21 protein-coding genes and 2 tRNA genes are annotated in these 22,883 nt (G+C 74.7%); 12 read left to right on the top strand and 11 right to left on the bottom strand.

What is annotated here, in order from left to right; translation table 11 throughout:
- Positions 1-34 precede the first annotated feature (34 nt).
- Positions 35-1,597: an acetaldehyde dehydrogenase ExaC gene (exaC, locus tag GD880_RS01205; protein ID WP_152229797.1), complete on the bottom strand. Its 1,563-nt coding sequence runs from the start codon at positions 1,595-1,597 to the stop codon at positions 35-37.
- A gap of 250 nt (positions 1,598-1,847) precedes the next feature.
- On the opposite strand from exaC, the gene GD880_RS01200 reads away from it, so the two are divergent.
- Positions 1,848-2,036: a hypothetical protein gene (locus GD880_RS01200; protein ID WP_152229796.1), complete on the top strand. Its 189-nt coding sequence runs from the start codon at positions 1,848-1,850 to the stop codon at positions 2,034-2,036.
- 60 nt (positions 2,037-2,096) lie between these two features.
- Here GD880_RS01200 and GD880_RS01195 read toward each other — a convergent pair whose 3' ends face one another.
- The 3 genes from GD880_RS01195 to GD880_RS01185 all read right to left on the bottom strand — a co-directional run bounded on the left by GD880_RS01195 (position 2,097) and on the right by GD880_RS01185 (position 4,810).
- On the bottom strand, positions 2,097-2,759 hold the full coding sequence (locus tag GD880_RS01195; RefSeq protein ID WP_152229795.1) for a methionine ABC transporter permease: 663 nt from the start codon (positions 2,757-2,759) through the stop codon (positions 2,097-2,099).
- A complete protein-coding gene (locus tag GD880_RS01190) occupies positions 2,756-3,799 on the bottom strand; it encodes a methionine ABC transporter ATP-binding protein (RefSeq protein ID WP_152229794.1) in 1,044 nt (347 codons plus the stop codon). Before GD880_RS01190 ends, GD880_RS01195 begins: the two co-directional genes overlap by 4 nt.
- Before the next feature lie 120 nt (positions 3,800-3,919).
- Entirely contained in the window at positions 3,920-4,810 is an 891-nt protein-coding gene (locus GD880_RS01185; protein WP_152229793.1) for a MetQ/NlpA family ABC transporter substrate-binding protein, read from the bottom strand.
- Positions 4,811-5,127: 317 nt separating this feature from the next.
- Here GD880_RS01185 and GD880_RS01180 point away from each other — a divergent pair, with 317 nt between their 5' ends.
- A complete protein-coding gene (locus GD880_RS01180) occupies positions 5,128-6,039 on the top strand; it encodes an ATP-grasp domain-containing protein (RefSeq protein WP_152229792.1) in 912 nt (303 codons plus the stop codon).
- A gap of 118 nt (positions 6,040-6,157) precedes the next feature.
- Here GD880_RS01180 and GD880_RS01175 read toward each other — a convergent pair.
- Together GD880_RS01175 and orn are read right to left on the bottom strand one after the other, a co-directional pair.
- Positions 6,158-6,233, bottom strand: a tRNA-His gene (locus GD880_RS01175).
- 99 nt (positions 6,234-6,332) lie between these two features.
- Positions 6,333-7,004, bottom strand: a complete 672-nt coding sequence (gene orn / locus GD880_RS01170; protein ID WP_226909290.1) for an oligoribonuclease — start codon at positions 7,002-7,004, stop codon at positions 6,333-6,335.
- A 112-nt stretch (positions 7,005-7,116) separates the two neighbouring features.
- On the opposite strand from orn, the gene GD880_RS01165 reads away from it, so the two are divergent.
- Positions 7,117-7,455: a DUF6221 family protein gene (locus GD880_RS01165; protein ID WP_152229790.1), complete on the top strand. Its 339-nt coding sequence runs from the start codon at positions 7,117-7,119 to the stop codon at positions 7,453-7,455.
- Between the two features lie 368 nt (positions 7,456-7,823).
- Complete coding sequence (locus GD880_RS01160; RefSeq protein WP_226909329.1) at positions 7,824-8,606, top strand: ERCC4 domain-containing protein; 783 nt, start codon at positions 7,824-7,826, stop codon at positions 8,604-8,606.
- Here the strand turns inward: GD880_RS01160 and GD880_RS01155 are convergent.
- Positions 8,568-8,640: transfer RNA gene (locus tag GD880_RS01155), tRNA-Arg, on the bottom strand. The genes GD880_RS01160 and GD880_RS01155 overlap by 39 nt on opposite strands.
- Before the next feature lie 137 nt (positions 8,641-8,777).
- Between GD880_RS01155 and GD880_RS01150 the strand changes: the two genes are divergently transcribed.
- From GD880_RS01150 to GD880_RS01125, 6 genes are all read left to right on the top strand, one after another.
- Positions 8,778-10,364 carry a GTPase family protein gene (locus GD880_RS01150; RefSeq protein ID WP_193314304.1) on the top strand — a complete coding sequence of 529 codons (1,587 nt, stop codon included), beginning with the start codon at positions 8,778-8,780 and terminating at the stop codon, positions 10,362-10,364.
- Positions 10,361-11,815, top strand: coding sequence for a GTPase (locus GD880_RS01145; protein WP_226909289.1), 1,455 nt, complete (start codon positions 10,361-10,363; stop codon positions 11,813-11,815). The genes GD880_RS01150 and GD880_RS01145 overlap by 4 nt, the downstream gene beginning before the upstream one ends.
- 110 nt (positions 11,816-11,925) lie before the next feature.
- On the top strand, positions 11,926-12,432 hold the full coding sequence (locus GD880_RS01140; RefSeq protein WP_152229788.1) for a single-stranded DNA-binding protein: 507 nt from the start codon (positions 11,926-11,928) through the stop codon (positions 12,430-12,432).
- Positions 12,433-12,643: 211 nt separating this feature from the next.
- The gene (gene ettA / locus GD880_RS01135) at positions 12,644-14,326 is read left to right on the top strand and encodes an energy-dependent translational throttle protein EttA (RefSeq protein ID WP_152229787.1); all 1,683 of its coding nucleotides are present in this window, start codon (positions 12,644-12,646) and stop codon (positions 14,324-14,326) included.
- Between the two features lie 129 nt (positions 14,327-14,455).
- Positions 14,456-14,914 carry an acyl-CoA thioesterase gene (locus GD880_RS01130; RefSeq protein WP_152229786.1) on the top strand — a complete coding sequence of 153 codons (459 nt, stop codon included), beginning with the start codon at positions 14,456-14,458 and terminating at the stop codon, positions 14,912-14,914.
- A 35-nt stretch (positions 14,915-14,949) separates the two neighbouring features.
- Complete coding sequence (locus GD880_RS01125) at positions 14,950-15,627, top strand: maleylpyruvate isomerase N-terminal domain-containing protein (protein ID WP_152229785.1); 678 nt, start codon at positions 14,950-14,952, stop codon at positions 15,625-15,627.
- A gap of 7 nt (positions 15,628-15,634) precedes the next feature.
- Here the strand turns inward: GD880_RS01125 and GD880_RS01120 are convergent, their stop codons facing one another.
- From GD880_RS01120 to ptsP, 4 genes are read right to left on the bottom strand one after another with little or no spacing between them, the layout of a single operon-like run.
- Complete coding sequence (locus GD880_RS01120; RefSeq protein WP_193314303.1) at positions 15,635-16,669, bottom strand: DNA topoisomerase IB; 1,035 nt, start codon at positions 16,667-16,669, stop codon at positions 15,635-15,637.
- A gap of 54 nt (positions 16,670-16,723) precedes the next feature.
- On the bottom strand, positions 16,724-17,737 hold the full coding sequence (locus tag GD880_RS01115; RefSeq protein WP_226909288.1) for an acyl-CoA thioesterase: 1,014 nt from the start codon (positions 17,735-17,737) through the stop codon (positions 16,724-16,726).
- A 38-nt stretch (positions 17,738-17,775) separates the two neighbouring features.
- Entirely contained in the window at positions 17,776-18,192 is a 417-nt protein-coding gene (locus GD880_RS01110; RefSeq protein WP_152229784.1) for a globin, read from the bottom strand.
- A 19-nt stretch (positions 18,193-18,211) separates the two neighbouring features.
- Complete coding sequence (ptsP, locus tag GD880_RS01105; protein ID WP_152229783.1) at positions 18,212-19,948, bottom strand: phosphoenolpyruvate--protein phosphotransferase; 1,737 nt, start codon at positions 19,946-19,948, stop codon at positions 18,212-18,214.
- Between the two features lie 201 nt (positions 19,949-20,149).
- Here ptsP and GD880_RS01100 point away from each other — a divergent pair, with 201 nt between their 5' ends.
- Together GD880_RS01100 and malQ are read left to right on the top strand one after the other, a co-directional pair.
- Positions 20,150-20,380: a glucose PTS transporter subunit EIIB gene (locus GD880_RS01100; RefSeq protein WP_152229782.1), complete on the top strand. Its 231-nt coding sequence runs from the start codon at positions 20,150-20,152 to the stop codon at positions 20,378-20,380.
- A 337-nt stretch (positions 20,381-20,717) separates the two neighbouring features.
- A complete protein-coding gene (malQ, locus tag GD880_RS01095; RefSeq protein WP_152229781.1) occupies positions 20,718-22,874 on the top strand; it encodes a 4-alpha-glucanotransferase in 2,157 nt (718 codons plus the stop codon).
- Positions 22,875-22,883: the final 9 nt, after the last annotated feature.

The raw sequence follows: 22,883 nt of genomic DNA, 5'->3' as shown, positions 1-22,883 counted from the left end.
CCCCCGGGCGCCCGGCACACCGCGCGCCGGCGGTTTAGAAGAAGCCCTGCGCGCCGGCGGCGTAGGAGACCAGCAGGTTCTTCGTCTGCTGGTAGTGCTCGAGCATCATGAGGTGGTTCTCGCGCCCCACGCCCGAGTTCTTGTACCCGCCGAACGCGGCGTGGGCCGGGTACTGGTGGAAGGTGTTCGTCCACACCCGACCGGCCTGGATGTCCCGGCCGGCCCGGTAGGCGACGTCGCCGTCGCGCGACCACACCCCGGCGCCCAGCCCGTACAGGGTGTCGTTGGCGAGGCGGATGGCGTCGTCGTAGTCCTTGAACGTGGTCACCGCGAGCACCGGCCCGAAGATCTCCTCCTGGAAGATCCGCATGGAGTTCTCGCCCTTGAACACCGTGGGCTGGATGTAGAACCCGCCGGCGATGCCCTCCACGGAGTCCACCTCGCCGCCGATGAGCACCTCGGCGCCCTCCTGCTTGCCGATGTCGAGGTAGCTGCGGATCTTCTCGAACTGGTCCGAGGACGCCTGGGCGCCGATCATCGTCTCGGTGTTGAGCGGGTTGCCCCGCTTGACCGCCCGGGTGCGGGCGATCGCCAGGTCGATGAACTCCTCGTAGATCGACTCCTGGATGAGCGCGCGCGAGGGGCAGGTGCACACCTCGCCCTGGTTGAACGCGAACATCGTGAAGCCCTCGAGCGCCTTGTCCCGGAAGCCGTCGTCGGCGCGCATGACGTCGTCGAAGAAGATGTTCGGGGACTTCCCGCCCAGCTCGAGCGTCACCGGGATGAGGTTCTGGGAGGCGTACTGCATGATCAGCCGGCCCGTGGTGGTCTCCCCGGTGAACGCGATCTTGCGGATGCGCGGGGAGGAGGCCAGCGGCCGGCCGGCCTCGGTGCCGAAGCCGTTGACCACGTTGAGCACCCCGGCGGGCAGCAGGTCCCCGATGAGGGTCATGAGGTAGAGGATCGACGCCGGGGTCTGCTCGGCGGGCTTGAGCACGACGGCGTTGCCGGCGGCCAGCGCGGGCGCGAGCTTCCACGTGGCCATGAGGATGGGGAAGTTCCACGGGATGATCTGGCCGACGACGCCGAGCGGCTCGTGGAAGTGGTAGGCGACGGTGTCGTCGTCGAGCTGGGAGATCGACCCCTCCTGGGCGCGGATCGCCCCGGCGAAGTAGCGGAAGTGGTCGACGGCGAGCGGGATGTCGGCCGCGAGGGTCTCGCGCACGGGCTTGCCGTTGTCCCAGGTCTCGGCGACGGCGAGCTTCTCGCGGTTCTCCTCGATCCGGTCGGCGATGAGGTTGAGGATCCGCGCCCGCTCGGCGGCGGAGGTCTTGCCCCACGCGGGCGCGGCCTTGTGCGCGGCGTCCAGGGCGAGCTCGATGTCCTCGGCGGTGCCGCGGGCCACCTCGCAGAACACCTCGCCGGTGACCGGGCTGGGGTTGGCGAAGTACTGGCCCTTGACCGGCGGGACCCACTCGCCGCCGATGTAGTTGTCGTAGCGCTTCTCGTAGCGCATGACGGCGCCCTCGGTGCCGGGGGCCGCGTAGGTGGTGCCGGAGGTCTCGGTCGTGGTGCTGCTCTCGGCCTGAAGGGTCATGCCGTGCTCTCCCTGTCGTCCCTGGCTCGTCGCTGAGCCAGCTCAACCCCGGCTCGGCGGTGAGCCAGGCGTCGGCTCCTCGTCGAGCCGGCCCTGTCGACCCTAGGTGAGTTTGCGCCGTCCGAATAGTGGTATGCGCGAGGGGCGTGGCCGGCGCGGCCGGGGGCGGGCCCGCGGCGGGTGTGGGACAGTGCGGCATGACATCCGCCCGCGCATGGTCGGGCCGGTCGCCGGAGAGGGAGGATCAGCCGTGGGGTACTGGATCGTCGCCGGCGTTCTCGTGGTGCTGGCGCTGATCGGCGCCCGCGTCGGCCTGCGTCACCGGCTCGACAAGGCCTCGCACGGCGGCGGTGACGCCGACCCGGAGATCGCCCAGGCGCTGCGTGAGGCCACCCGGGACATCGACCGCGGGCGCGGCGCCTCCCACCACTTCTTCTGATGCCGCGGCTCTTCTGATGCCGCGGCGGCGCTTGGCGGTCCGCCGTCCCGCGCCGTTGCACTACCGGCCCAGCACCCGCCGGGCGAGGGAGTTGCCCAGGAACTGCACCACCTGCACGAGCGCGACGATCACCAGCACGGTGATCCAGGTGACCGCCCAGTCGAAGCGCTGGTAGCCCTGGGTCAGCGCGAAGTCACCGAGCCCGCCGCCGCCGACGAGTCCGGCCAGTGCGGACATGTCGACCACCGCGACGAAGATGAAGGTGTAGCCGAGGATCAGCGGGGCGAGCGCCTCGGGGATGACCACCGTGAAGATGATCCGCAGCGGCGAGGCGCCCATGGAGCGCGCGGCCTCGATCATGCCGCGGTCGAGGGCGACGAGGTTCTGCTCGACGATCCGGGAGGTGGCGAAGGAGGCCATGATCGCCGCCGGCACGATGAACGCCTCGGTGCCGATGCGCGAGCCGGTGATCGCGATCGTCACCGGGCCCACCGCCGTGAGGAAGATGACGAACGGGATCGGCCGGATGAAGTTCACGAGCACGTTGAGCACCGTGAACACGACGGTGTTCTCCAGCAGCCCGCCCCGGCGGGTGGTGTACAGCGCCAGCCCGAGCACCAGCCCGACCAGGCCGCCCACGCCCATGGCGATGGCGACGATGTAGATCGTCTGCCCGAAGGCCTCGGCGAACTGGGGCCAGTTCGCCGCCCAGTCGAACTTCATCGCTGCAGCTCCTTGAGCTCGGGGTACTCCTGCACGGTCGTGTACGTGCTCAGGTCGGCCAGCGCCTGCCGGATGGCGCCGTCCTCCCCGGTCAGCGCCAGGGTGAGGGACCCGAAGGGCCGCTCGCCGATCTCGGTGATGCCGCCGTAGACGATGGCACCGTCGACCTGGTGCTCACCGAGCGTGCGCATGAGCCGGGCCGAGGAGCCGGTCTCCTCCTGGATGCCGACGGTGACCAGCGTCCCGGGGTGGGTGTCGGCCAGGCGGGTGAGGACCTCCGGGCTGGGACGGTCGCGCAGGGAGGTGCCGACGAAGCGGCGCGTGACCTCCTGCCGGGGGCGGGAGAAGACGTCGTAGACCTCGCCCAGCTCGACCACGCGGCCACGCTCCATGACGGCCACCCGGCGGCACAGGTACTTGACGACGTCCATCTCGTGGGTGATAACGACGATCGTGATGCCCAGCTCGGCGTTGACGCAGCGCAGCAGCCCGAGGATGTCGCGGGTGGTCTCGGGGTCGAGGGCGGAGGTGGCCTCGTCGGCGAGGAGGATCTTCGGCTCGCTGGCCAGCGCCCGGGCGATGCCCACCCGCTGCTTCTGCCCGCCGGAGAGCTGGGTGGGGCGCGCCCGGGCCTTGTCGGCCAGGCCCACGAAGGACAGCAGCTCGGCCACCCGGGCCTCGCGCCGGGCCTTGTCCCAGCCGGCCACGCGCAACGGGTAGGCCACGTTCTCCGCCACCGTCTTGGAGGGGAAGAGGTTGAACTGCTGGAAGATCATCCCGATCTCGGGGCGCACCCCCCGCAGCTGCTTCTCGCGCATCGCGGAGATCTCGGCGCCGTCGACCACCAGGCGCCCGGAGGTGACGGTCTCCAGGCCGTTGATCAGCCGCACCAGCGTCGACTTGCCGGCGCCGGAGTAGCCGATGACGCCGAAGATCTCGCCCCGGTCGATCGTCAGGGTGACGTCCTCGACGGCGTGCACGGCCCCCGGCCCCTCGCCAAAGCTCTTGTGCACGCCCTCGAGGCGGATGATCTCGCTCATGCGGTGTTAGTCCCGGTGGTCGTGGTGGTCGGTGGCGGCTCGTCGTGGTGGTCGGTGGCGTCCGTCCGATGGGTCAGGGCCGACGGCGGGGCTCGCCCGCCGTCGGCCCTGACACCGGCGTCACTTCAGGCTGCCCTGGACCTCCGTGAGGATGTCCTGCAGCTCGCTGGCCGGCTGGTCCGCGATGGACGCCGTGCCGCCCGAGGCGTCCTTGACCGCCTCGGTGACGGCCGGGTCGTGGAAGAGCTCGACCAGCTTGGTGTAGGTGGGGTTGTCGGCGTCCGCGGCGCGGGCGACCCAGACGTTGATGTACGGGCGGGCGCCCTCGGACTCGGCGCTGTCGGCGAACAGGGCGTCGTTGGCGTCCAGTCCGGCGTCCTTGAGGAAGTCGTTGTTGACGATGGAGGCGTCCACCGAGTCCAGGGCGACCACGGTCTGGTTGGCGTCCACCGGGGTGACCTTGACCTTGGAGGCCGCCGCGTCGATGTCGGCCGGCTGCGGCACGACGCCGGCGCCGTCCTTGAGCGTGATGAGGCCGGCCTCCTGGAGCACGAAGAGCGCGCGGGCCTGGTTGGTCACGTCGTTGGGGATGGCGATCTCGCCGCCCTGGGGGATCTCCTCGACGGACTTGTGCTTCTGGGAGTACAGGCCCAGCGGGTACACGGCCGTCGCCCCGATCGGGGTGAGGTCCTGCTTGTCGGCCTCGTTGTACTGGGCGAGGTAGAGGATGTGCTGGAACTGGTTGAGGTCCAGGTCGCCGTCGGCGAGGGCGGGGTTGGGCTGGTTGTAGTCCGAGAAGTTCTGGATGTCGACGTAGATCCCCTCCTTCTCGGCCAGGTCCTTGAAGACCGGCCACTGGGGATCGGAGGAGCCGACGACGCCGATCTTGACCGGGTTGTCCTCGCTGCCCTTCGCGGCGTCGGCGTTGGCGCCGCCGCCGCAGGCGGCCAGCGTGAGGGCAAGGACGGCCGACGCCGCCAGAGCGGCGGCCCGACGCAGGGGGTTCTTCATCCGTGGTCCTTCGTTCGTGTCCGGGCCCGCGCAGGCCGGTCCGGCGGTGTGGGGGAGGGGACGCCCCAGCGGGCGTCGTTGACGTCCAGCGTCGTCCGGTGTGTCGGCGCGAGCGACTTCGGACACCCAGTTTCTCAGGATCTGGACCGGTCGTCCCGGCCCTGAGAGGGATCTCACGCGACCGGTGAGACGGCCGGGTCGCGCTGTGAGCCAGGTCCTGCGTGGACGGGGGCGAGGGGTGCGGACCGGGCGCGTCCGGGCCGCGCGGCCCGGGCGGAGTGCGGCGGGGCGACGACGGCGCGCGATAAGTTTGCCCGGTGTCCAAGCCCATCGTGACCCTCGCCACCTGCGCAGCGCTGCCGAACCTCGACGAGGACGACGCCGCCCTGCCCGATGCCCTCGCCGCGCGCGGCATCGAGCCCCGCATCGCCGTCTGGGACGACCCGGACGTCGACTGGTCCGCCGCCGGACTCGTCGTCCTGCGCTCCGTGCACGACTACGCCAGCCGGCGGGAGGACTTCCTCCGGTGGGCCGAGTCGGTGCCGAAGATCGTCAACCACCCGGACGTGCTGCGGTGGAACACCGACAAGCACTACATGGTCGAGCTGGCCAACCGCGGCATGCCGATGATCCCCACCCTGTGGCTCGAGCCCGAGCAGAAGCTGACCAAGCACCAGCTGCACACCCGCTTCCCCGCCGGCGGGGACTTCGTGGTCAAGCCGGCCATCTCCTCCGGCGCGCAGGACGCCGGCCGGTACACCGCCGTGGACGGGTACTCGCGCATGTCCGCCATCAACCACGCGGCGGAGCTGCTCGCGACGGGCCGCAGCGTCATGGTGCAGCGCTACATGGAGTCGGTGGACCAGCGCGGCGAGACGGCGCTGATCTACATGAACGGTCTGGTCTCCCACGCCGTCGAGAAGGAGGCCATGCTCCACGGCCCGTACCACCGCGGCGAGGTGCCCCACGAGAAGGCCCGCGCCCGGCAGGCCACCGACGCCGAGTGGCGCCTGGGCGAGGAGGTCCGGAACGCGATCCACTCCTACATCAAGAGCCGCCTGGGCCGCGACGAGCAGCTGACGTTCTGCCGCATCGACGTCGTCGAGGGCCCCAACGGGACGATGAGCGTGATGGAGGTCTCCCTCGTGGACGCCTCGCTGTACCTCGCGACCACGCCGGGCGCCGTGGACAACTTCGCCGACGCCATCGCCGTGCGCGCGTTCTGGTGACGGGCGCCGCCGTCGTCCTTCGGGGCGACGGCGGTGGGCACGGCACCGGCGACCACGCCGGGCCGCCGCCGGATGTGACGAAAGGGGCGGGTCCGTGACGGACCCGCCCCTTCCTGTGTGGGGTGAGTAACGGGGCTTGAACCCGCGACCTCCTGGACCACAACCAGGCGCTCTACCGGCTGAGCTATACCCACCAAGAGCCGCCGCGGCTATCGGCCGCAGCAGTCGTCAAGCATACCGGATGCCCGGCGGGCCCCGGAACCGATCCGCCGTGGTCTGGCTCACGTCCGGGATCAGGCCCGGGCGGCGTCGCCCTCCGCCTGGCTGAGCTTGGCGATGGCCAGCGCCGACGACGTCGCGGTCACCTCCGCCGCGGCGGCCCGCGCCGTGGCGGTGTCCGGTCCCTCGCCGGCGGGGAAGAGGACGGCGCGGTAGTAGCGCAGCTCGTCGATGGACTCGAGGATGTCCGCCAGCGCCCGGTGGCCGCCGTTCTTTGCGGGGGACTGGAAGTAGGCGCGCGGGTACCAGCGGCGCGCGAGCTCCTTGACCGAGGAGACGTCGACGATCCGGTAGTGCAGGTGGTCGACGAGCTCGGGCATGTCCCGGGCGAGGAAGGTCCGGTCCGTGCCGACCGAGTTGCCGGCCAGCGGCGCCTTGCGCGGCTCGGGGACCCACCGCTTGACGTAGTCCACGACGCGCCGCTGCGCCTCGTCCATCGTGAGCCCGTGGGGCAGCTCCTCGAGCAGGCCGGAGGTGGTGTGCATCGTGCGCACCACCTCGGCCATGTTCTCGACCGACCCCGGCGTCGGGGCGATGATCACGTCGAGGCCGGCGTCCAGCGGGCGCAGCTCGGAGTCCGTCACGATGACGGCGACCTCGATGAGGGCGTCCCTCGCGAGGTCCAGCCCGGTCATCTCGCAGTCGATCCAGACGATCGCGTCCTGGGGTGCACTGTTACGGCTCACCCGGCCAGGGTAGTCGCGCCGCGTCGACGCGGCCGCGAGCCGGGGCCCGTGCCTGCGTGGCGCGCGGCCGCCGGCGGCGTCCTGGTGGGTCGCCCCGGGGCAGCATGGACGCGTGGGCATCACCGAGTTCCTCCTGGCCCGGCTCGCCGAGGAGGAGGCGGCCGCCGGCGCGGACGGCGGGGGCGGCGACCTCACCGCCCGGCCGCGCGGCGGCTGGCACGACCCGGCGCGGGTGCGTGCCGAGTGCGCCGCGATGCGGGCGATCCTCGAGATGCACCAGCGCGCCGATGACATCTGGGGCTTCGACGGGTGCCTGGTGTGCGGCAACGTCGCCGACACCACCCGGGGATATCCGTGCCCCACCGTCCGGGTGCTGGCGACCGTCTGGGCCGAGCACCCCGCCTACCGGGCCGAGTGGGCGCCGGGGCACGGCGGGCGGCACGCCGACTGACCGGCGAGGAGACCGCCCCGCCTCGCCCAAGGGGCCGCCGCGGTAGGGCACGCTTGGTCAGGAGAACAGGAGGAACCGTGTCCCTCACCCTGCTCGTCGCGCGCAACCCCGACCCGTCGTCGTCCCTGCCCTACCTGATCCGCATCCCGCTCGGCGAGCGCGGGCTGGTCCTCAAGACCCGGGACACCTGGCCGCGCGAGTCCAAGCTGTACTGCCATCGGGCGGAGGGTTGGCCGTCCGACGCCGAGGTGCTCGAGGTCCTGCCCGTGCGGTCCTGCGCCCGGCGCGGCGCGGCCATCGACCTGGTCCTGGACCGGGGGCGGGAGAACCGCTCGCAGATCGTGCTCACCCGGGCGCGCGGGCGGGAGATGATCTTCTGGCAGTCGCCACGGACCGCCAAGCAGGCGCGTCCGGCGGTGACGCTGCCCCGGCGGCGCGCGGCGGGCCAGGTCCTCGACATCGTCGTGGACTCGCGCGAGAAGTATCCCTACCGCTTCTCCCACCAGCAGGCGAGCACGACCCGGCGCTCCCTGCCCGCCGGCGACTACGCCGTCGAGCTCGACGGCGAGGTCGTCGCCGCGGTGGAGCGCAAGTCGCTGGCCGACCTGGCCGGGGCGCTCACCACCGGCCGGCTCACCTACGCCCTCGCCGAGCTGGCCGCCCTCCCGCGGGCGGCCGTGGTGGTCGAGGACCGCTACAGCGCGATCTTCAAGCTCGAGCACGTCGCCGGCGGCGTCGTCGCCGACGCCCTGGCCGAGGCGCAGGCGCGCTTCCCGGCCGTCCCGATCGTCTTCGCCGAGACGCGGCCGCTCGCCCAGGAGTGGACCTACCGCTTCCTCGGCGCCGGGCTCCGGGAGCTGGCGCTGCGGGCGGGCGAAGCCGACGCGTTGCGGCCCCACGAGGCGGCGGACGGCGAGGACGGCGCGGCCGGGCGGGCCGGGGCACCGGCGGCCGGGCCCGCGGCGCGGGCCCGGCCGGCTGATGTGGAGGGGACCTCCGCGCGCCGGGAGGACGTCAACCCCGCCGCGGTGCGGGCCTGGGCGCGGGCCAACGGCGTCGTGGTCGCCGACCGCGGCCGCATCGCCGCCGCGGTGGTGCGGGCGTACCTGGAGTGCCCCCGGCAGGACTCGAACCTGCAACCTACGGATTAGAAGGCCGTTGCTCTATCCATTGAGCTACGAGGGCAGACACCTCAGATTAGCGAACACCAGAGTCCCCTCCGGCCTCGGCAGCCGTGCGGAGCCCCCGGACGTCCGCCCGGCGCGGGCCGCGCCGGGCGCGCTTGGCCGCACCAGGTGCTGGCGTATCCGACAATGGGCGTCGTGACCGCCCAGCCTGATGTGACCGACGAGGTGGACCCGGCGGAGGCGCCGGCCCCGCGCGCCGAGGTCCTGGCCGACCTCGAGGCCGAGGTCGCCCGCGCCCGCTTCCCGCTGGACCTGCCGGGCGCGGGCGACCTGCGCGCGCTCCGCGAGCAGGTCCTCACCCAGCTCGGCACGCGGCTGCGACCGCGCCTGGCGCAGCCGACGGCCCCCGCGGTCGTCGTCCTGGGCGGGTCCAGCGGCGCGGGCAAGTCCACGCTGCTCAACTCGGTCGTCGGCGCCGAGGTGAGCGCGGCGGGCGTGCTGCGCCCCACCACCCGCCGCCCCGTCGTCGCCGTCCACCCCGCCGACGCCCCCGCGCTGGAAGGCCAGCCGCTGACGGAGCTCGCCGACGTGGTCGTGCATGACGGGGTGCCGGAGGGGTTGGCCATCCTCGATGCCCCCGACCTGGACTCGGTGCACGCGCCCAACCGCACCCTCGGGGCCCGGCTGCTCGAGGCCGCGGACCTGTGGGTGTTCGTCACCACCGCGTCCCGCTACGGCGACGCCATCCCGTGGCGGACCCTCACCGAGGCCGAGTCCCGCGGGATCACCACCGCCGTCGTCCTCAACCGGGTGCCGGCCGGGGTGCTCGCGCCGGTGCGGGCCGACCTGCTGACCCGGATGGACGGGCTCGGCCTCGGGTCCGCCCCGCTCTTCCTCATCCCCGACGTCGGCCCGCACGAGGGCCTGCTCGCCGCCGACCGGGTGGCCGAGCTCGGCGCCTGGCTGCGGTTGGTCGCCCGGCGCCAGCAGTCCGTGGGCGTCGTGCGGCGCACCACCCGGCGCGGCTGGGCCTCCCTGCGCGAGGAGCTCTTCGCCCTCGCCACCGGCGCGGACGACCAGGTCGAGGCGCTCGCGGCCCTGCGCTCCGGCACCGAACGGGCCCCGGACGCCGCCGTCACGGCGGTCCTGCGCGCCCTGCGCGAGGGGCGCGCCGCCCTCGGCGCGCCCACCACCCGCTGGCTCGCCGTCGCCTCCACCGGCGGCCCGCTCGCGCCGCTGGCCACGGGCACCGGCCGGCTGCGCGCCGGGTGGCGGCGGCGGGCGACTGCGGACCGCAGCGCCGCCGCGGCGGGCCTCGGCGAGGAGGTCACGGCGGCGGTGGAGGTCATCCTGCGCGACGGGGTGCGCTCGGCCGCCGAGGCCGTGGCCGCCGCGTGGGACCCCGCGGACCGGCCCGCCCCGGTGCATCCCCGGCCCAGCCCGGTCGACGCCGCCGCCCTCGCCGCGGCGGCCGTGCGGGAGTGGCGCGAGGCCGTGACCGCCGCGGTGGCGACCCGCGCCGGCGCCGCCCTGGACGGGCCCGGCCTGGCCGCCCTGGTGGCGGCGGCCGCCACCGGGGTGAGCGGGGCGGGCGACGCCGTCGCCGCCGTGCTGGGCCCGGACGGCGGCCTGGTCGACACCGCGCGCGGGGAGCTGCTGGCCCGCGCCGAGGAGGCGGTGCGCGCCGCCGCCGGGCCGTATCTCGAGACGCTCGCCGGGGTGGAGGCCGCGCCCGGCACCGACCTGCGGGTGCGTACCGCCGAGCTGAGGGAGCTGGCATGACCACGACCCTGACCACACCGTTGCCCGCGCCCGCCGGCGCCCCGCTCACCCGGCAGGGCCTGGAGGGCCGCGCCGACGCCCTCGCCGCCGCCCTGACCGCGGCCGGCGGGCAGGTCGACCCGTTCCTGGCCGCCCAGGCCCACGAGGACCTCGCCGCCGTGCGCCGGCGGCTCGAGCTGGGCGGGGACCACACCGTGGTGGCCCTGGTCGGGGGGACCGGGTCGGGCAAGTCCTCCCTCTTCAACGCCATCTCCGGGCTGCTCTTCGCCGACGTCGGCGCGCTGCGGCCGACCACCGACGAGGCCGCCGCCTGCGTGTGGGGCGGTGACGCCGAGGCGCTGCTCGACTTCCTCCAGGTGGCCCACGCCCGGCGCATCCAGCGCGAGTCGGTGCTCGACGGCGACCACGAGCGGGCGCTGCACGGGATGGTCCTGCTCGACCTGCCCGACCACGACTCCGTCGCCCGCGACCACGCCGAGCAGGTGGACCGGCTGCTGCCGATGATCGACCTGCTCGTGTGGGTCGTCGACCCGCAGAAGTACGCCGACAACGCCCTGCACGAGCGCTACCTGCAGGCGCTGCGCGGGCGCCAGGACAACATGCTCGTCCTGGTCAACCAGGCGGACACCCTGCCCACGGGCGCCACGGACACGGTGCTGGCCGACGTGCGCGAGCTGCTCGCCGCCGACGGGCTCGACGTCGAGGTGCTGGCCACCTCCGCCGTGACGGGTGCGGGTATCGGCGAGGTCCGCGAGCGGCTCGCCCGCGCGGTGGCCCGCCCGTCCACGACGCTGCTCACCGCCGCCGCGGAGGTCGAGGCCGTGGGCGACCGCCTCGCCGGCGCCGCCGCCGCCGCCGAGCCGGCACCGCCGGACCTCGCCGCGACCGGCGCCGCGCTCGCGCGCCTCGCCGGCACCGACGCCCTCGCGGCGGCCGTGCGGGCCGGCGCCGCGCTGCCCCGGCCCGAGGAGCCCGCGGCCGAGACCGTCGCCGCCGAGCGGGAGAACTGGCTCGCCGGCGCGACCGCGGGTCTCCCGCCGCGCTGGGCGGACGCCGTCGACACCGCCGTGGCCCCCGCCGCGGGGCTGCGCGCCGCCCTCGCGGCCGCGGTGGCCGAGGTGACCCCGCCGGCCCGGGGCCACCGGGCGACCCGGCTGCGGCTCGCTGCGGCGGCACTGGGCGCGGCGGCCGCGGCCTACCTGGTCCTGGCCCTGCTCCAGGGCGTCGGTCCGGCCGGTGCGGTGGTCCCGGGCCTCGCCGGCCTCGCCGCCGCCGGGGTGCTGCTCGGCCTCGCCACGTCGGCCGCCCGCGAGGAGGCGGCGGCCGCGGCCGCCGCCTACACGGCCCAGGTCGCCGCCCGCACGGCCGGCCTCGTGGAGGAGCTGCTCGCCCGCCCCGCCGCGGAGGTGCTCGCGCGCCACCGGCGCCTGCGCGAGGCGCTGGGGCGGTAGCTCCTGCCACCTCGTCCACAGGCCGGCCGCCGTCCCCGGCGCCGGGTGGGCGGCGCCCGGCAGCGTGGTGCTCGGGCGGGCGCCGGGCCCGCCGGGAGCGAGGAGCGAGCATGACCGACAGGATCGAGATCACGGTGCAGGGCCGGGTGGGCAGCGAGCCCACCCGGCGCGTGACGGCGAACGGGGCCAGCTGGGTGACCTTCCGGCTCGGGTCGACCCCGCGCATCCCCGACCGGGCGACGGGGGAGTACCGCGACGACCGGACCGGGTGGTTCACGGTCAAGGTCTGGCGGCAGCTGGCCGAGAACGTGGCCGAGTCCGTGCACAAGGGCACGCCGGTCATCGTCCGGGGCAAGGTCTACGTCGACACCTGGACCGCGGAGTCCGGGGAGCGCTGGGACCACGTCATCAACGCCGACGCCGTCGCGGTGGACCTCGCCGGGGGAACGGCGCGCTTCGTCCGGACGGTGCGGGAGGCCGCGGCGCCGCCGGCCGCGCTGACGGGCCCGGACGGCAGCCGGTGGGAGACGACCGAGGCGCCCGAGGAGCCGGCCGACGAGGAGGCCCGCGAGGAGGTGGACGAGGCAGAGCTCGCCACGCTCGCCGCGGGGACCTGAGGCGCCGCGGAGCACCCTGCCGCCGGCGCCGGCGCGGGTGCCGACGGGGCGCGGCGGGTGTCCCGTCGCGCCGCGGCGGACGGCGGTGCGGAACGCGGCGCTGTGGCGTTGCCTACCGGAGGGGAGCAGCCAGGGCCGCGTGTCCTACCCTGGGATGCGACAAGGTCTGCCCTCAGGCAGGCCGGCCCCACGTGAAGTGATGCGGAGAGCAGTGGCTGAGTACATCTACTCCATGGTCCGCGCGCGCAAGGCGCACGGAGACAAGGTCATCCTCGATGACGTCACCATGGCATTCCTGCCCGGCGCCAAGATCGGCATGGTCGGCCCCAACGGCGCCGGGAAGTCGACCATCCTCAAGATCATGGCGGGCCTGGACACCCCCTCCAACGGCGAGGCCCGGCTCTCGCCCGGCTACACCGTGGGCATCCTCCAGCAGGAGCCGCCGCTGAACGAGGAGAAGACCGTCCTGGGCAACGTCCAGGAGGGCGTGGCGGACATCCTCGCCAAGGTCGAGCGGTTCAACGAGATCGGCAACCTCATGGCCGAGCCCGACGCCGACTTCGACTCCCTCATGGAGGAGATGGGCAAGCTCCAGACCGAGATCGACGCGGCGAACGCGTGGGACCTCGACGCCCAGCTCGCCCAGGCCATGGACGCGCTGCGCTGCCCGCCGCCGGACGCCGACGTCACCGTCCTCTCCGGCGGTGAGCGCCGCCGCGTCGCGCTGTGCAAGCTCCTCCTCGAGCAGCCGGACCTGCTCCTCCTCGACGAGCCCACCAACCACCTCGACGCCGAGTCGGTGCTGTGGCTCGAGCAGCACCTGTCCAAGTACCCCGGCGCCGTCATCGCCGTCACCCACGACCGGTACTTCCTCGACCACGTGGCCGAGTGGATCGCCGAGGTCGACCGCGGGCGCCTCTACCCCTACGAGGGCAACTACTCCACCTACCTGGAGAAGAAGGGCGAGCGCCTCCAGGTCCAGGGCAAGAAGGACGCCAAGCTCGCCAAGCGCCTCAAGGAAGAGCTGGAGTGGGTGCGCTCCAACGCCAAGGGGCGCCAGGCCAAGTCCAAGGCGCGCCTGGCCCGCTACGAGGAGATGGCCGCCGAGGCCGAGCGCACCAGGAAGCTCGACTTCGAGGAGATCCAGATCCCGCCGGGGCCGCGCCTGGGCTCGGTGGTCATCGAGGCCAACGACCTGCGCAAGGGCTTCGACGACCGGGTGCTCATCGACGGGCTGTCGTTCTCCCTGCCCCCGAACGGCATCGTCGGCGTCATCGGCCCGAACGGCGTCGGCAAGACGACCCTGTTCAAGACGATCGTGGGCCTCGAGCCGCTCGACGGCGGCGACCTCAGGGTCGGCGAGACGGTCAAGCTGTCCTACGTCGACCAGAGCCGCGCGGGCATCGACCCGACCAAGTCGCTGTGGGAGGTCGTCTCCGACGGGCTGGACTTCATCCAGGTCGGCAACGTCGAGATGCCCTCGCGTGCCTACGTCTCCGCCTTCGGCTTCAAGGGCCCGGACCAGCAGAAGCCGGCCGGCGTGCTCTCCGGCGGCGAGCGCAACCGGCTCAACCTCGCGCTCACGCTCAAGCAGGGCGGCAACGTGCTGCTGCTGGACGAGCCGACCAACGACCTGGACGTCGAGACCCTCGGCTCGCTGGAGAACGCCCTGCTGGAGTTCCCCGGCTGCGCCGTCGTCGTCAGCCACGACCGGTGGTTCCTCGACCGGGTCGCCACGCACATCCTCGCCTGGGAGGGCGACGAGGAGAACCCGGCGAAGTGGTACTGGTTCGAGGGTAACTTCGAGGCTTACGAGGCGAACAAGGTCCAGCGCCTCGGCGCCGACGCGGCCCGGCCGCACGCCGTGACCTACCGCAAGCTCACGCGCGACTGACCACGCCCCCGCCCGGCGGGCGGCGCCCCAGGTGACGCCGCCCGCCGGGCGTGCCCCGCGGGACGCCGCCCGCCGGGCGGCGCCGTGCGCTGCCCCGCCGGGCCCCGGGGGAGGACAGGAAGGACCGCCATGACCCGGCTGACCATCCCGGTGCACCTGCGCTGGAGCGACATCGACGCCTACCAGCACGTCAACAACGCCAAGATCTTCACCATCCTCGAAGAGACCCGCATCGCGGCCTTCTGGGACGGCCCGGCCGCCGGCGGCGCGGGGCGCAAGGTCTTCACCACCGGTCCGGGCTCGGGGACCAACACGTACATCGCCCGCCAGGAGATCGAGTACCTCGAGCCGCTGCCGTACACCCCCGGACCGCTGGCGGTGCAGCTGTGGATCTGCCACCTCGGCGGCGCGAGCCTGGACGTCTGCTACGAGATCGACGGCGCCGACGGCCCCGCGGTGCGCGCGATGAGCACCATGGTCCTCGTCGACGAGGTCACCGGCCGCCCGCGCCGCCTGACCGCCGGGGAGCGGGCGGCCTGCCAGCCGTTCCTCGACGAGCCGGTGCGCTTCCGGCGCCGCCGCGGCTGACCGGTCCCGCCGGATCACCCCCGTAACCTGGGGCGATGACGCTCGAGACCACCGCCCGCGTGCTGCGCGCGGAGGCCGCGGCGATGGTCGCCGCCCTGCGCCGGGTGCCGGACGCCGAGTGGAGCCGCCCCACGCGGTGCGCCCCCTGGGACGTGCGCGGTCTCCTCGGCCACGTGCACGTGGTGCTCGGCTGGCTCCCGCCGATGCTGGACGACGCCGCGCCGCCGTCGCCGGCCGTCACCGCGGCCGGCTACTACCGCCCGGACGGCCGCTTCGACCCGTCCACCAACGCGCGGCGCGTGGCCCTGGGCCGCGACCAGGCGGGCGAGCACCGCTCCCCGGCCCAGCAGCTCGCCGCCTTCGACGCGCACGTGGTGGCCGTCGTGGCGCGCTGCCTGCGCGAGCCCCCGGACCGGGTGGTGCGCACCCGGCACGGGGACGCCATGCTGCTCGCCGACTTCCTCACCACGCGGGTGCTGGAGGTCGCCGTCCACGGCCTCGACCTCGCCGACGCGCTCGCCGCCCAGCCGTGGCTCACCGCCGCCGCCGCGAGCCACCTGCGCCCGCTCTGGCTCGACGACCCCACGGTGCCGGCGGCGCTGGGCTGGGACGGCGCCCAGATGCTGCGCAAGGTCACGGGGCGCGCCGGGCTCGAGCCCGCCGAGGCGGTGGCCCTGGAGGCCGCCGGGGTGCGCTCGCTGGCGCTGGGCTGAGCGCGGCTCAGCGCAGCAGGCCGCGCACGGCCTTCTCGACGGCGCCGCGGGTGTCCGGCGGCCCCTCCTCGTCCGGGGGGTCCGCCTTCCTCGCGAGCTCGGGGTCGATGGTCTCCCCGTCCTCGGCGAGCGTGAGGACGCGCGGGTTGACGTAGGACGCGCGCGCCACCGCCGGGGTGTTGCCCAGGTAGGCCGCCACCGACTTCACGGCGGCCCGTTCGGCGCGCTTGCGGGCGGTGGGCGTGGTGGCCTCGGGGGTGCGCCTGGCGAGCTCGAGGGCGGCGAGCACCGTGCCGTGCCAGGTGCGGAAGTCCTTGGCGGACGCCTCCGGGCCCAGCCGGCGCTTGATGTACTCGTTGATGTCCGCGCTGGTGACGTCCTGCCAGCCCCGGTCGTCCTTGTAGGCCAGGAGGTCCTCGCCACCGCCCCGGCGCCGCCGCATCCTCGTCAGCGGCTCGGCCAGCTCGTCGTCGCGCAGCTCCAGGCGGCGCGCCTGGCCCGACTTGGCCCGGTAGGCGAACGTCAGGCGACCGTCGCGGCCGATGTGCACGTGCCGCTTGAGCAGCGTGGCGAGCCCGTAGCTACCGTTCTCGTCGGCGTAGCTCTCCCCGCCCACCCGGAAGAAGCCGATGTCGAGCAGGCGGAACGCCACGGCCAGCGCCCGCTCCCGGGGCATGCCGGGCTTGCGCAGGTCCATCGTCACCAGGCGCCGCGCGGCGGGCAGGCGCTCGGCGAGGTCCAGCACGCGATCGTGCTTGGCGACGTCCCGGGTGGCGCGCCAGGCCGGGTGGTACAGGTACTGGCGCCGGCCGGCGTCGTCGGTGCCGACCGCCTGGATGTGGCCGTTGGGAAAGGGGCAGATCCACACGTCGCGCCAGGCGGGCGGGATGACGAGGGAGCGGCACCGGGCGATCGCCTCGGGGTCGGTCAGCCGGTTGCCGTCGCGGTCCAGATAGGTGAAGCCCTTGCCGGACCGGCGGCGCCCGTAGCCGGGCCTGTCCGGGTACGCGCGCCGCAGCCTCACCCCCACGACCGTCCTCATGGGGCCAGTCTGGCCACCCCCACCCGGCGGACGCACGCCGTCGGCGATGCGTGGTCAGCGCAGCGAGGGCCGCTGCCACTCCTCCTCCGGCCGGACCTCGCCCGTCGCGGCGGGCTCGGCGTCCTCCGGCACGCGGACCATGCCCTCCTGGGCGATGGTGGCCACGTGCGCCCCGGTCCGGTCGAACACCTTGGCGGTGCCGAGCCCGCGGCCGCCCTGGGCGCTGGGGGAGTGCTGGACGAAGAGCAGCCACTCGTCCACGCGCAGCGGCCGGTGCCACCACATCGAGTGGTCCAGGCTGGCCACGCTCATGCCGCGGGTGCGCCAGCTCAGCCCGTGCCGGCGCAGCACCGGCTCGAGCATGACCTGGTCGCAGGCGTAGGCAAGCAGCGCTCGGTGCTGGAGGTCGGTGACCTCCGCGGGCAGCGGCGTGCGGGCCCGCATCCACAGCATCTGGGTGTCCGCCGCCTCGCCCGGGGGCTGGAGGTAGACCGGCTCGCCCACGTGCCGGATGTCGAAGGCGGCGATGGAGGACATGAACTTCGCGACCGGGTGGTCCACCGCGTTGAACAGCTCGATGGCGGAGGTCAGGCTCTCGGGGTCCGGCACCTCGGGGGCGGCGTCGGCGTGGTCGCGGCCCGGCTGGTCCTCCTGGTAGGAGCTGATGAGGGACAGGATCGGCCGGCCCTGCTGGAGGGCGTGGGTGCGGCGGGTGCTGAACGACCGGCCGTCGTGCAGCCGCTCGACGGCGAAGGTGATCGGCAGGTCGAGCTTGCCCGGCCGCAGGAAGTACCCGTGCACCGAGTGCAGCGCGCGGGGCCCGTCGCCGCCGTCGACGAGGGTGTCGGCGGCCGCGACGATGGACTGCGCGAGCACCTGCCCGCCGTAGATCCGCCCGTTCATCTGGGGCAGCGACACGCCCCGGTACTCGTCCTCGCCCAGCCGCTCCAGCCGGAGGGTGCGCAGCACGGAGTCGAGCGGCTCGGCGCCCGCGCCCGGGACGGCGAGGACGTCCGTGGCGGCCGGCACGGCGGGGGTCAGGGTCAGCGGCCGAGGCGAGGCGGGCACTCGCGGCTCCTTGGGGGTGGACGGGACGGTGGCGGGCGTCAGATGAGCGGCGTGCGGCCGGGCTCGGGGGTGTTGACCATCGCGTGGGCGGCGCGGACGAGATAGTCCCACAGCACGTGCTCGGCCTCCGGCGCCAGGTCCAGCTCGTCGACGGCGACGCGCATGTGCGTGAGCCAGCGGTCGCGGGCGTCGGGGGTGACCTCGAAGCGGACGTGGCGCATGCGCAGCCGGGGGTGGCCGCGGGTGTCGGAGTAGGTGGTCGGCCCGCCCCAGTACTGCTCGAGGAACAGGCGCAGCCGCTCCTCGGCGCCGTCCCAGTCGTCGTGGGGGTACATCGGTGCCAGCACCTCGTCGGTGCGGACGCCCTCGTAGAAGCGGGCGACGAGGCGCCTGAACGTCTCGTGACCGCCCAGCGCCGCGAAGGCGGACTCCGCCTCGGTGGGTTGCGTGCTCACCGGGCCATCATCGCACCCGCTACAGGCCCAGCTCCGCGAGGACGGGCAGCCCGGCGCGCACGACGGCCCGGGCGTCCTGGGCGGACTCCGCGTCGACGGCCGCCCGGGCCAGCTCCTGGCAGCGGGCCAGGTCGGTGGCCTCGAGCACGGCCGCGACGTCGCCCAGCGCCCGCGGGGTCATCGACAGGCTGCTCACGCCCAGCCCCACCAGCACGACGGCGAGCGCGGGGTCGGCGGCCGCCTCCCCGCACACGCCCACCGGGCGGTCCTGCTGGGCGCCGCCCCGGCAGGTCGCCTCCACCAGGCGCAGCACGGCCGGCTGCCAGGAGTCGGAGAGCTCGGCGAGCGAGCCGAGCAGCCGGTCCGCCGCCATGGCGTACTGAGTGAGGTCGTTGGTGCCGATGGAGGCGAAGTGGGCCCGGGCGAGGATCGGCCCGGCCAGCAGGGCGGCGCTGGGCACCTCGACCATCACCCCGGCCGTGTCGAGGCCGTGGCGGGCGCAGGCGGCGACGAAGTCCTCCGCCTCGGCGACGGTGGCCACCATCGGGGCCATGACCCATACCTCGGCGCGCTCCGCCTCCGCGGCGGCGGCGATGGCCCGGAGCTGGTGGTCGAGCACCTCAGGGGCGCGCCGGGCGGTGCGCAGGCCGCGCACGCCGAGCGCGGGGTTGGCCTCCTCGGCGGCGGTGACGAAGGGCAGCGGCTTGTCGGCGCCCGCGTCCAGGGTGCGCACCACCACCTTGCGGCCGGGGAAGGCGGCGAGGACCTGCCGGTAGGCGCCCACCTGCTCCTCCAGGCCCGGCTCCTCGGCGCGGTCGAGGAAGCAGAACTCGGTGCGGAACAGGCCCACGCCCTCCGCACCGGCCGCGGCCGCCGCCTGCGCGCCGGCCGGGTCGCCCACGTTGGCGAGCAGCTGCACGGGGTGCCCGTCGGCGGTCCGGCCCGGCCCGGTGAACGCGCGGGCGGCGGTGGGCCGCCGCTCGGCGCGCTTCACGGCGGCCTCGTCGGGGTCGAGGGTGACGGTGCCGGCCCCGCCGTCGACGAGCACGAGGCTGTCCTCGGCCAGGTCCGGGGCGCCGGGGGCGCCGACCACCGCGGGGATGCCCAGGGCGCGGGCGAGGATCGCCGTGTGGGAGGTGGGCCCGCCCTCGGCGGTGACGATGGCGCGCACCCGGGTGGGGTCGAGCAGGGCCGTGTCCGCGGGCGCGAGGTCGCGCGCGACGAGCACGAAGGGTTCCTCGCGCTGGGGCACCCCGGGCATCGGGGAGCCGGTGAGCGCGGCGATGATCCGGTCGCGCACGTCCAGGACGTCCCGGGCCCGCTCGGCCATGTAGCCGCCGAGGCCGCGCAGCTGCTCGGCGACCTCGCCGGCCGCCTCCCACACCGCCCGGCCGGGGGTCGTGTGCCGGTCCCGGACCCGCTTCTGCGCGGACTTCACCAGCGTGGGGTCGCTGGCCATCGCCGCCGTCGTCTCGAGCAGCTCGCGGCGTTCGCCCTCGACCGCCTGCGCCGAGGCGGTCAGTCCCGCGGCGACCTCCTGGGCGGCGGACGCGATCCGTCCAGCCTCGGCCTCGGCGTCGGCGCCCGGCGCGAGCGTCGCCGCGGCCGGTTCGCCGGCGGGCGGGGCGAGCCGGGCGACGGGCCCCACGGCGAGCCCCGGGCTCACCCCCACGCCTCGCAACGGATTGCTGCCCCCGGCCGCGGCCTCGCTCGTCCCGGCGCCCCGGGAGGCGAGATCGGGCTGCTCCTTGCTCATGTGCGCTCCAGTCGACGACGACGGCTCTGGGGTCATCATGCCCCGCCCCGGCCGACGGTGGTGCGGGGCAAGGGTCCCGCTCGTGACGCACCTCTCGCCCTGCTGGGGTGAGAACTTGGTCACGGGTACGCTGAGGGTCAGGAGGGGCGGGGGCGCCACGGCGCCCCCGCACCGTGATGCCGGGGACTTGGAGGAGTCACGATGAGCAAGGCTGAGGACATCCTGGCGGCACTGGGCGGCGCCCCGAACGTGGTGGACGTCGAGCCGTGCATCACCCGGCTGCGGGTGGAGGTGCGTGACCCCGCCGCTGTGGGCGAGACCCAGCTGAAGTCCACCGGGGCGTTCGGGGTGGTGCGCTCCGGGCGCGTGGTGCAGATCGTCGTCGGCCCCGAGGCCGACGGGCTCGCCGAGCAGATCGAGACGCTGCTCTGAGGCGCTGAGCCCGGCCGTGGCGGGCCGGCCCGGCCGCATGGTGGCAGGGCCGGCCCGCGTGTGCGCCGACACGGCGCGCGTGTGAGCCGACACGGCGCGCGCGGTGACCGCGCCGCCCCGGCTTGGCAGCGCCACGTGGTGTGACGAGACCCTCTGCCGCCAGGCAGTGCCCTCGTCGGAGCGGCGGACTGCGCGCCAGGTCCGGGCCCAGCCGGCGGTGACACGACCGCGCGGCGGCGTGCCCCCGCCGCGCGGCCCTGCCGTCACCTGGCAGGATCGGGACGGTTGGTGGACGTTGCCCACGGGGGGCCGTCGCGACCGGCGAAGCAGGAGCGAGATGACAGAGATCCCGGCGTCCCCGGACGCCCCCAGCGAGGACCTGCGGCGGCTGGCCGAGGTCCACGGCGTGTCCACCGAGTTCTGGGACTTCACCGGGAACCACCGTCTCGTCACCGCCGCCACCATCCGCGCCGTGCTCGCCGCCCTCGGCGTCCCGGCGGCGACGGACGCGCAGGTGGCCGCCTCGCTCGCCGACGCCGAGCTCACCCCCTGGCGCTCGCCGCTGCCACCGTCGCTGGTCGTGCGCGCCGGGCGCGAGCACGAGGTGCCCGTCCACGTACCCGACGGCGCCGCGGTGACCCTCGTCGTCGAGCTCGAGGACGGCGACACCCGGCCGCTGACGCGGCGGGACCACGACCTCGAGCCGCGCGACGTCGACGCGGTGCGCACCGAGCGCGCCGAGTTCGTGCTGCCGGCCGACCTGCCGCTGGGCTGGCACGAGCTGGTCGCCGAGATCGACGGCGTGGGCGCCGTCCGCGCGCCGCTCGCCGTCACCCCCGACCGCCTCGGGGAACCACGGCTGGCGACCGGGCGCGGCTGGGGCCTGATGGCCCAGCTCTACTCCGTGCGCTCCGCGCGCTCGTGGGGCGTGGGCGACCTGGGCGACCTCGCCGAGCTCACCGGGTTCTTCGGCGAGCTGGGGGCGGACTTCCTCCTCGTCAACCCGCTGCACGCCGCCGAGCCCACCGGGCACATGACGCCCTCGCCGTACCTGCCGGTGTCCCGCCGGTTCGTCAACCCGCTGTACATCCGCCCCGAGGACATCCCGGAGGTCGCCTACCTGCCCGGCCCCCAGCGGGCGCTGGTGGAGTGGGCCGCGGAAGAGGTTCGGCCGGCGAACGCCACCAACGACCCCATCGACCGCGACGCCTCCTGGGAGGCCAAGCGCCGCGCCCTCGAGGTCGTCTACGCCGCCGGGCGCAGCCGCTCGCGGCAGCACTTCCTCGAGCGCTTCCGTGCCGAGGAGGGGCAGGGCCTGGAGGACTTCGCCCTGTGGTGCGCCCTGCGGGAGAGGTACGACGGCGAGGAGTGGCCGGCGGAGCTGACCGACGCCCGCTCCCCGTTCGTGGCCCGTGCCCGCCGGGAGCTCGCCGACCGGGTGGACTTCTACGTCTGGCTGCAGTGGGTGGCCGACGAGCAGCTGGCCCGAGCCCAGAAGGTGGCCAAGCGGTCCGGCATGGGCCTGGGCGTCATGCACGACCTCGCCGTGGGCGTGCACCCCGACGGCTCCGACGCGTGGTCGCTGCGGGAGGTCTTCGCCCACGGCATCGGGGTCGGGGCCCCGCCGGACATGTACAACCAGCAGGGCCAGAACTGGCACCAGCCGCCCTGGCGGCCCGACGCGCTGGCCCGCACCGCCTACGCGCCGCTGCGCGACATGGTCCGCACCGTGCTGCGCCACGCGGGCGCGGTGCGGGTGGACCACATCCTCGGCCTGTTCCGGCTGTGGTGGATCCCCGCCGGCATGGGCGCCGAGGACGGCACCTACGTGCGCTACGACCACGAGGCGATGGTCGGCGTCATGCTCCTCGAGGCGGCCCGCGCCGGCGCCGTGGTCATCGGCGAGGACCTCGGCACGGTGGAGCCGTGGGTGCGCGACTACCTGGGCGAGCGGGGCGTGCTGGGCACCTCGGTGCTGTGGTTCGAGAAGGACGACCGCGGCCAGCCGCTGCAGCCCGAGGCCTACCGCCGCCTCGTGCTGGCCACCGTGGACACCCACGACCTGCCGCCGGTGGCCGGCTACCTCGCCGAGGAGCACGTCGACCTGCGCGACCGGCTCGGCCTGCTCACCGAGCCGGTCGCCAAGGTGCGCCTGGCCGCGCGCACCGAGCGCGAGCGGATGGTCGCCCGGCTGCGCGAGCACGGCCTGGTGGGCGCCGACCCCACCGAGCGTGAGCTCGTCGAGGCCCTGCACGCCTACGTCGTGCGCACGCCCGCGCTGCTCGCCGGCGTCTCCCTCACCGACGCCGTGGGGGAGCGGCGCGCGCAGAACCAGCCCGGCACGGACACCGAGTACCCGAACTGGAAGCTGCCCCTGGCCGACGGCGCCGAGCAGGTGGTCCTCGTCGAGGACCTGCCGGGCAACGCGCGGCTGCTCTCGCTGGTCGCCGCCGTGCGCGCCGCGCTCGGCGACGACGACCGCCTCCAGCACTGACCGCACCGG

The sequence above is a fragment of the Georgenia ruanii genome (assembly GCF_009193175.1).
Taxonomy (GTDB): domain Bacteria; phylum Actinomycetota; class Actinomycetes; order Actinomycetales; family Actinomycetaceae; genus Georgenia; species Georgenia ruanii.
The sequence above is the reverse complement of the archived record's forward strand: the minus strand, read 5'-3'. Positions and strand labels throughout refer to the sequence as shown.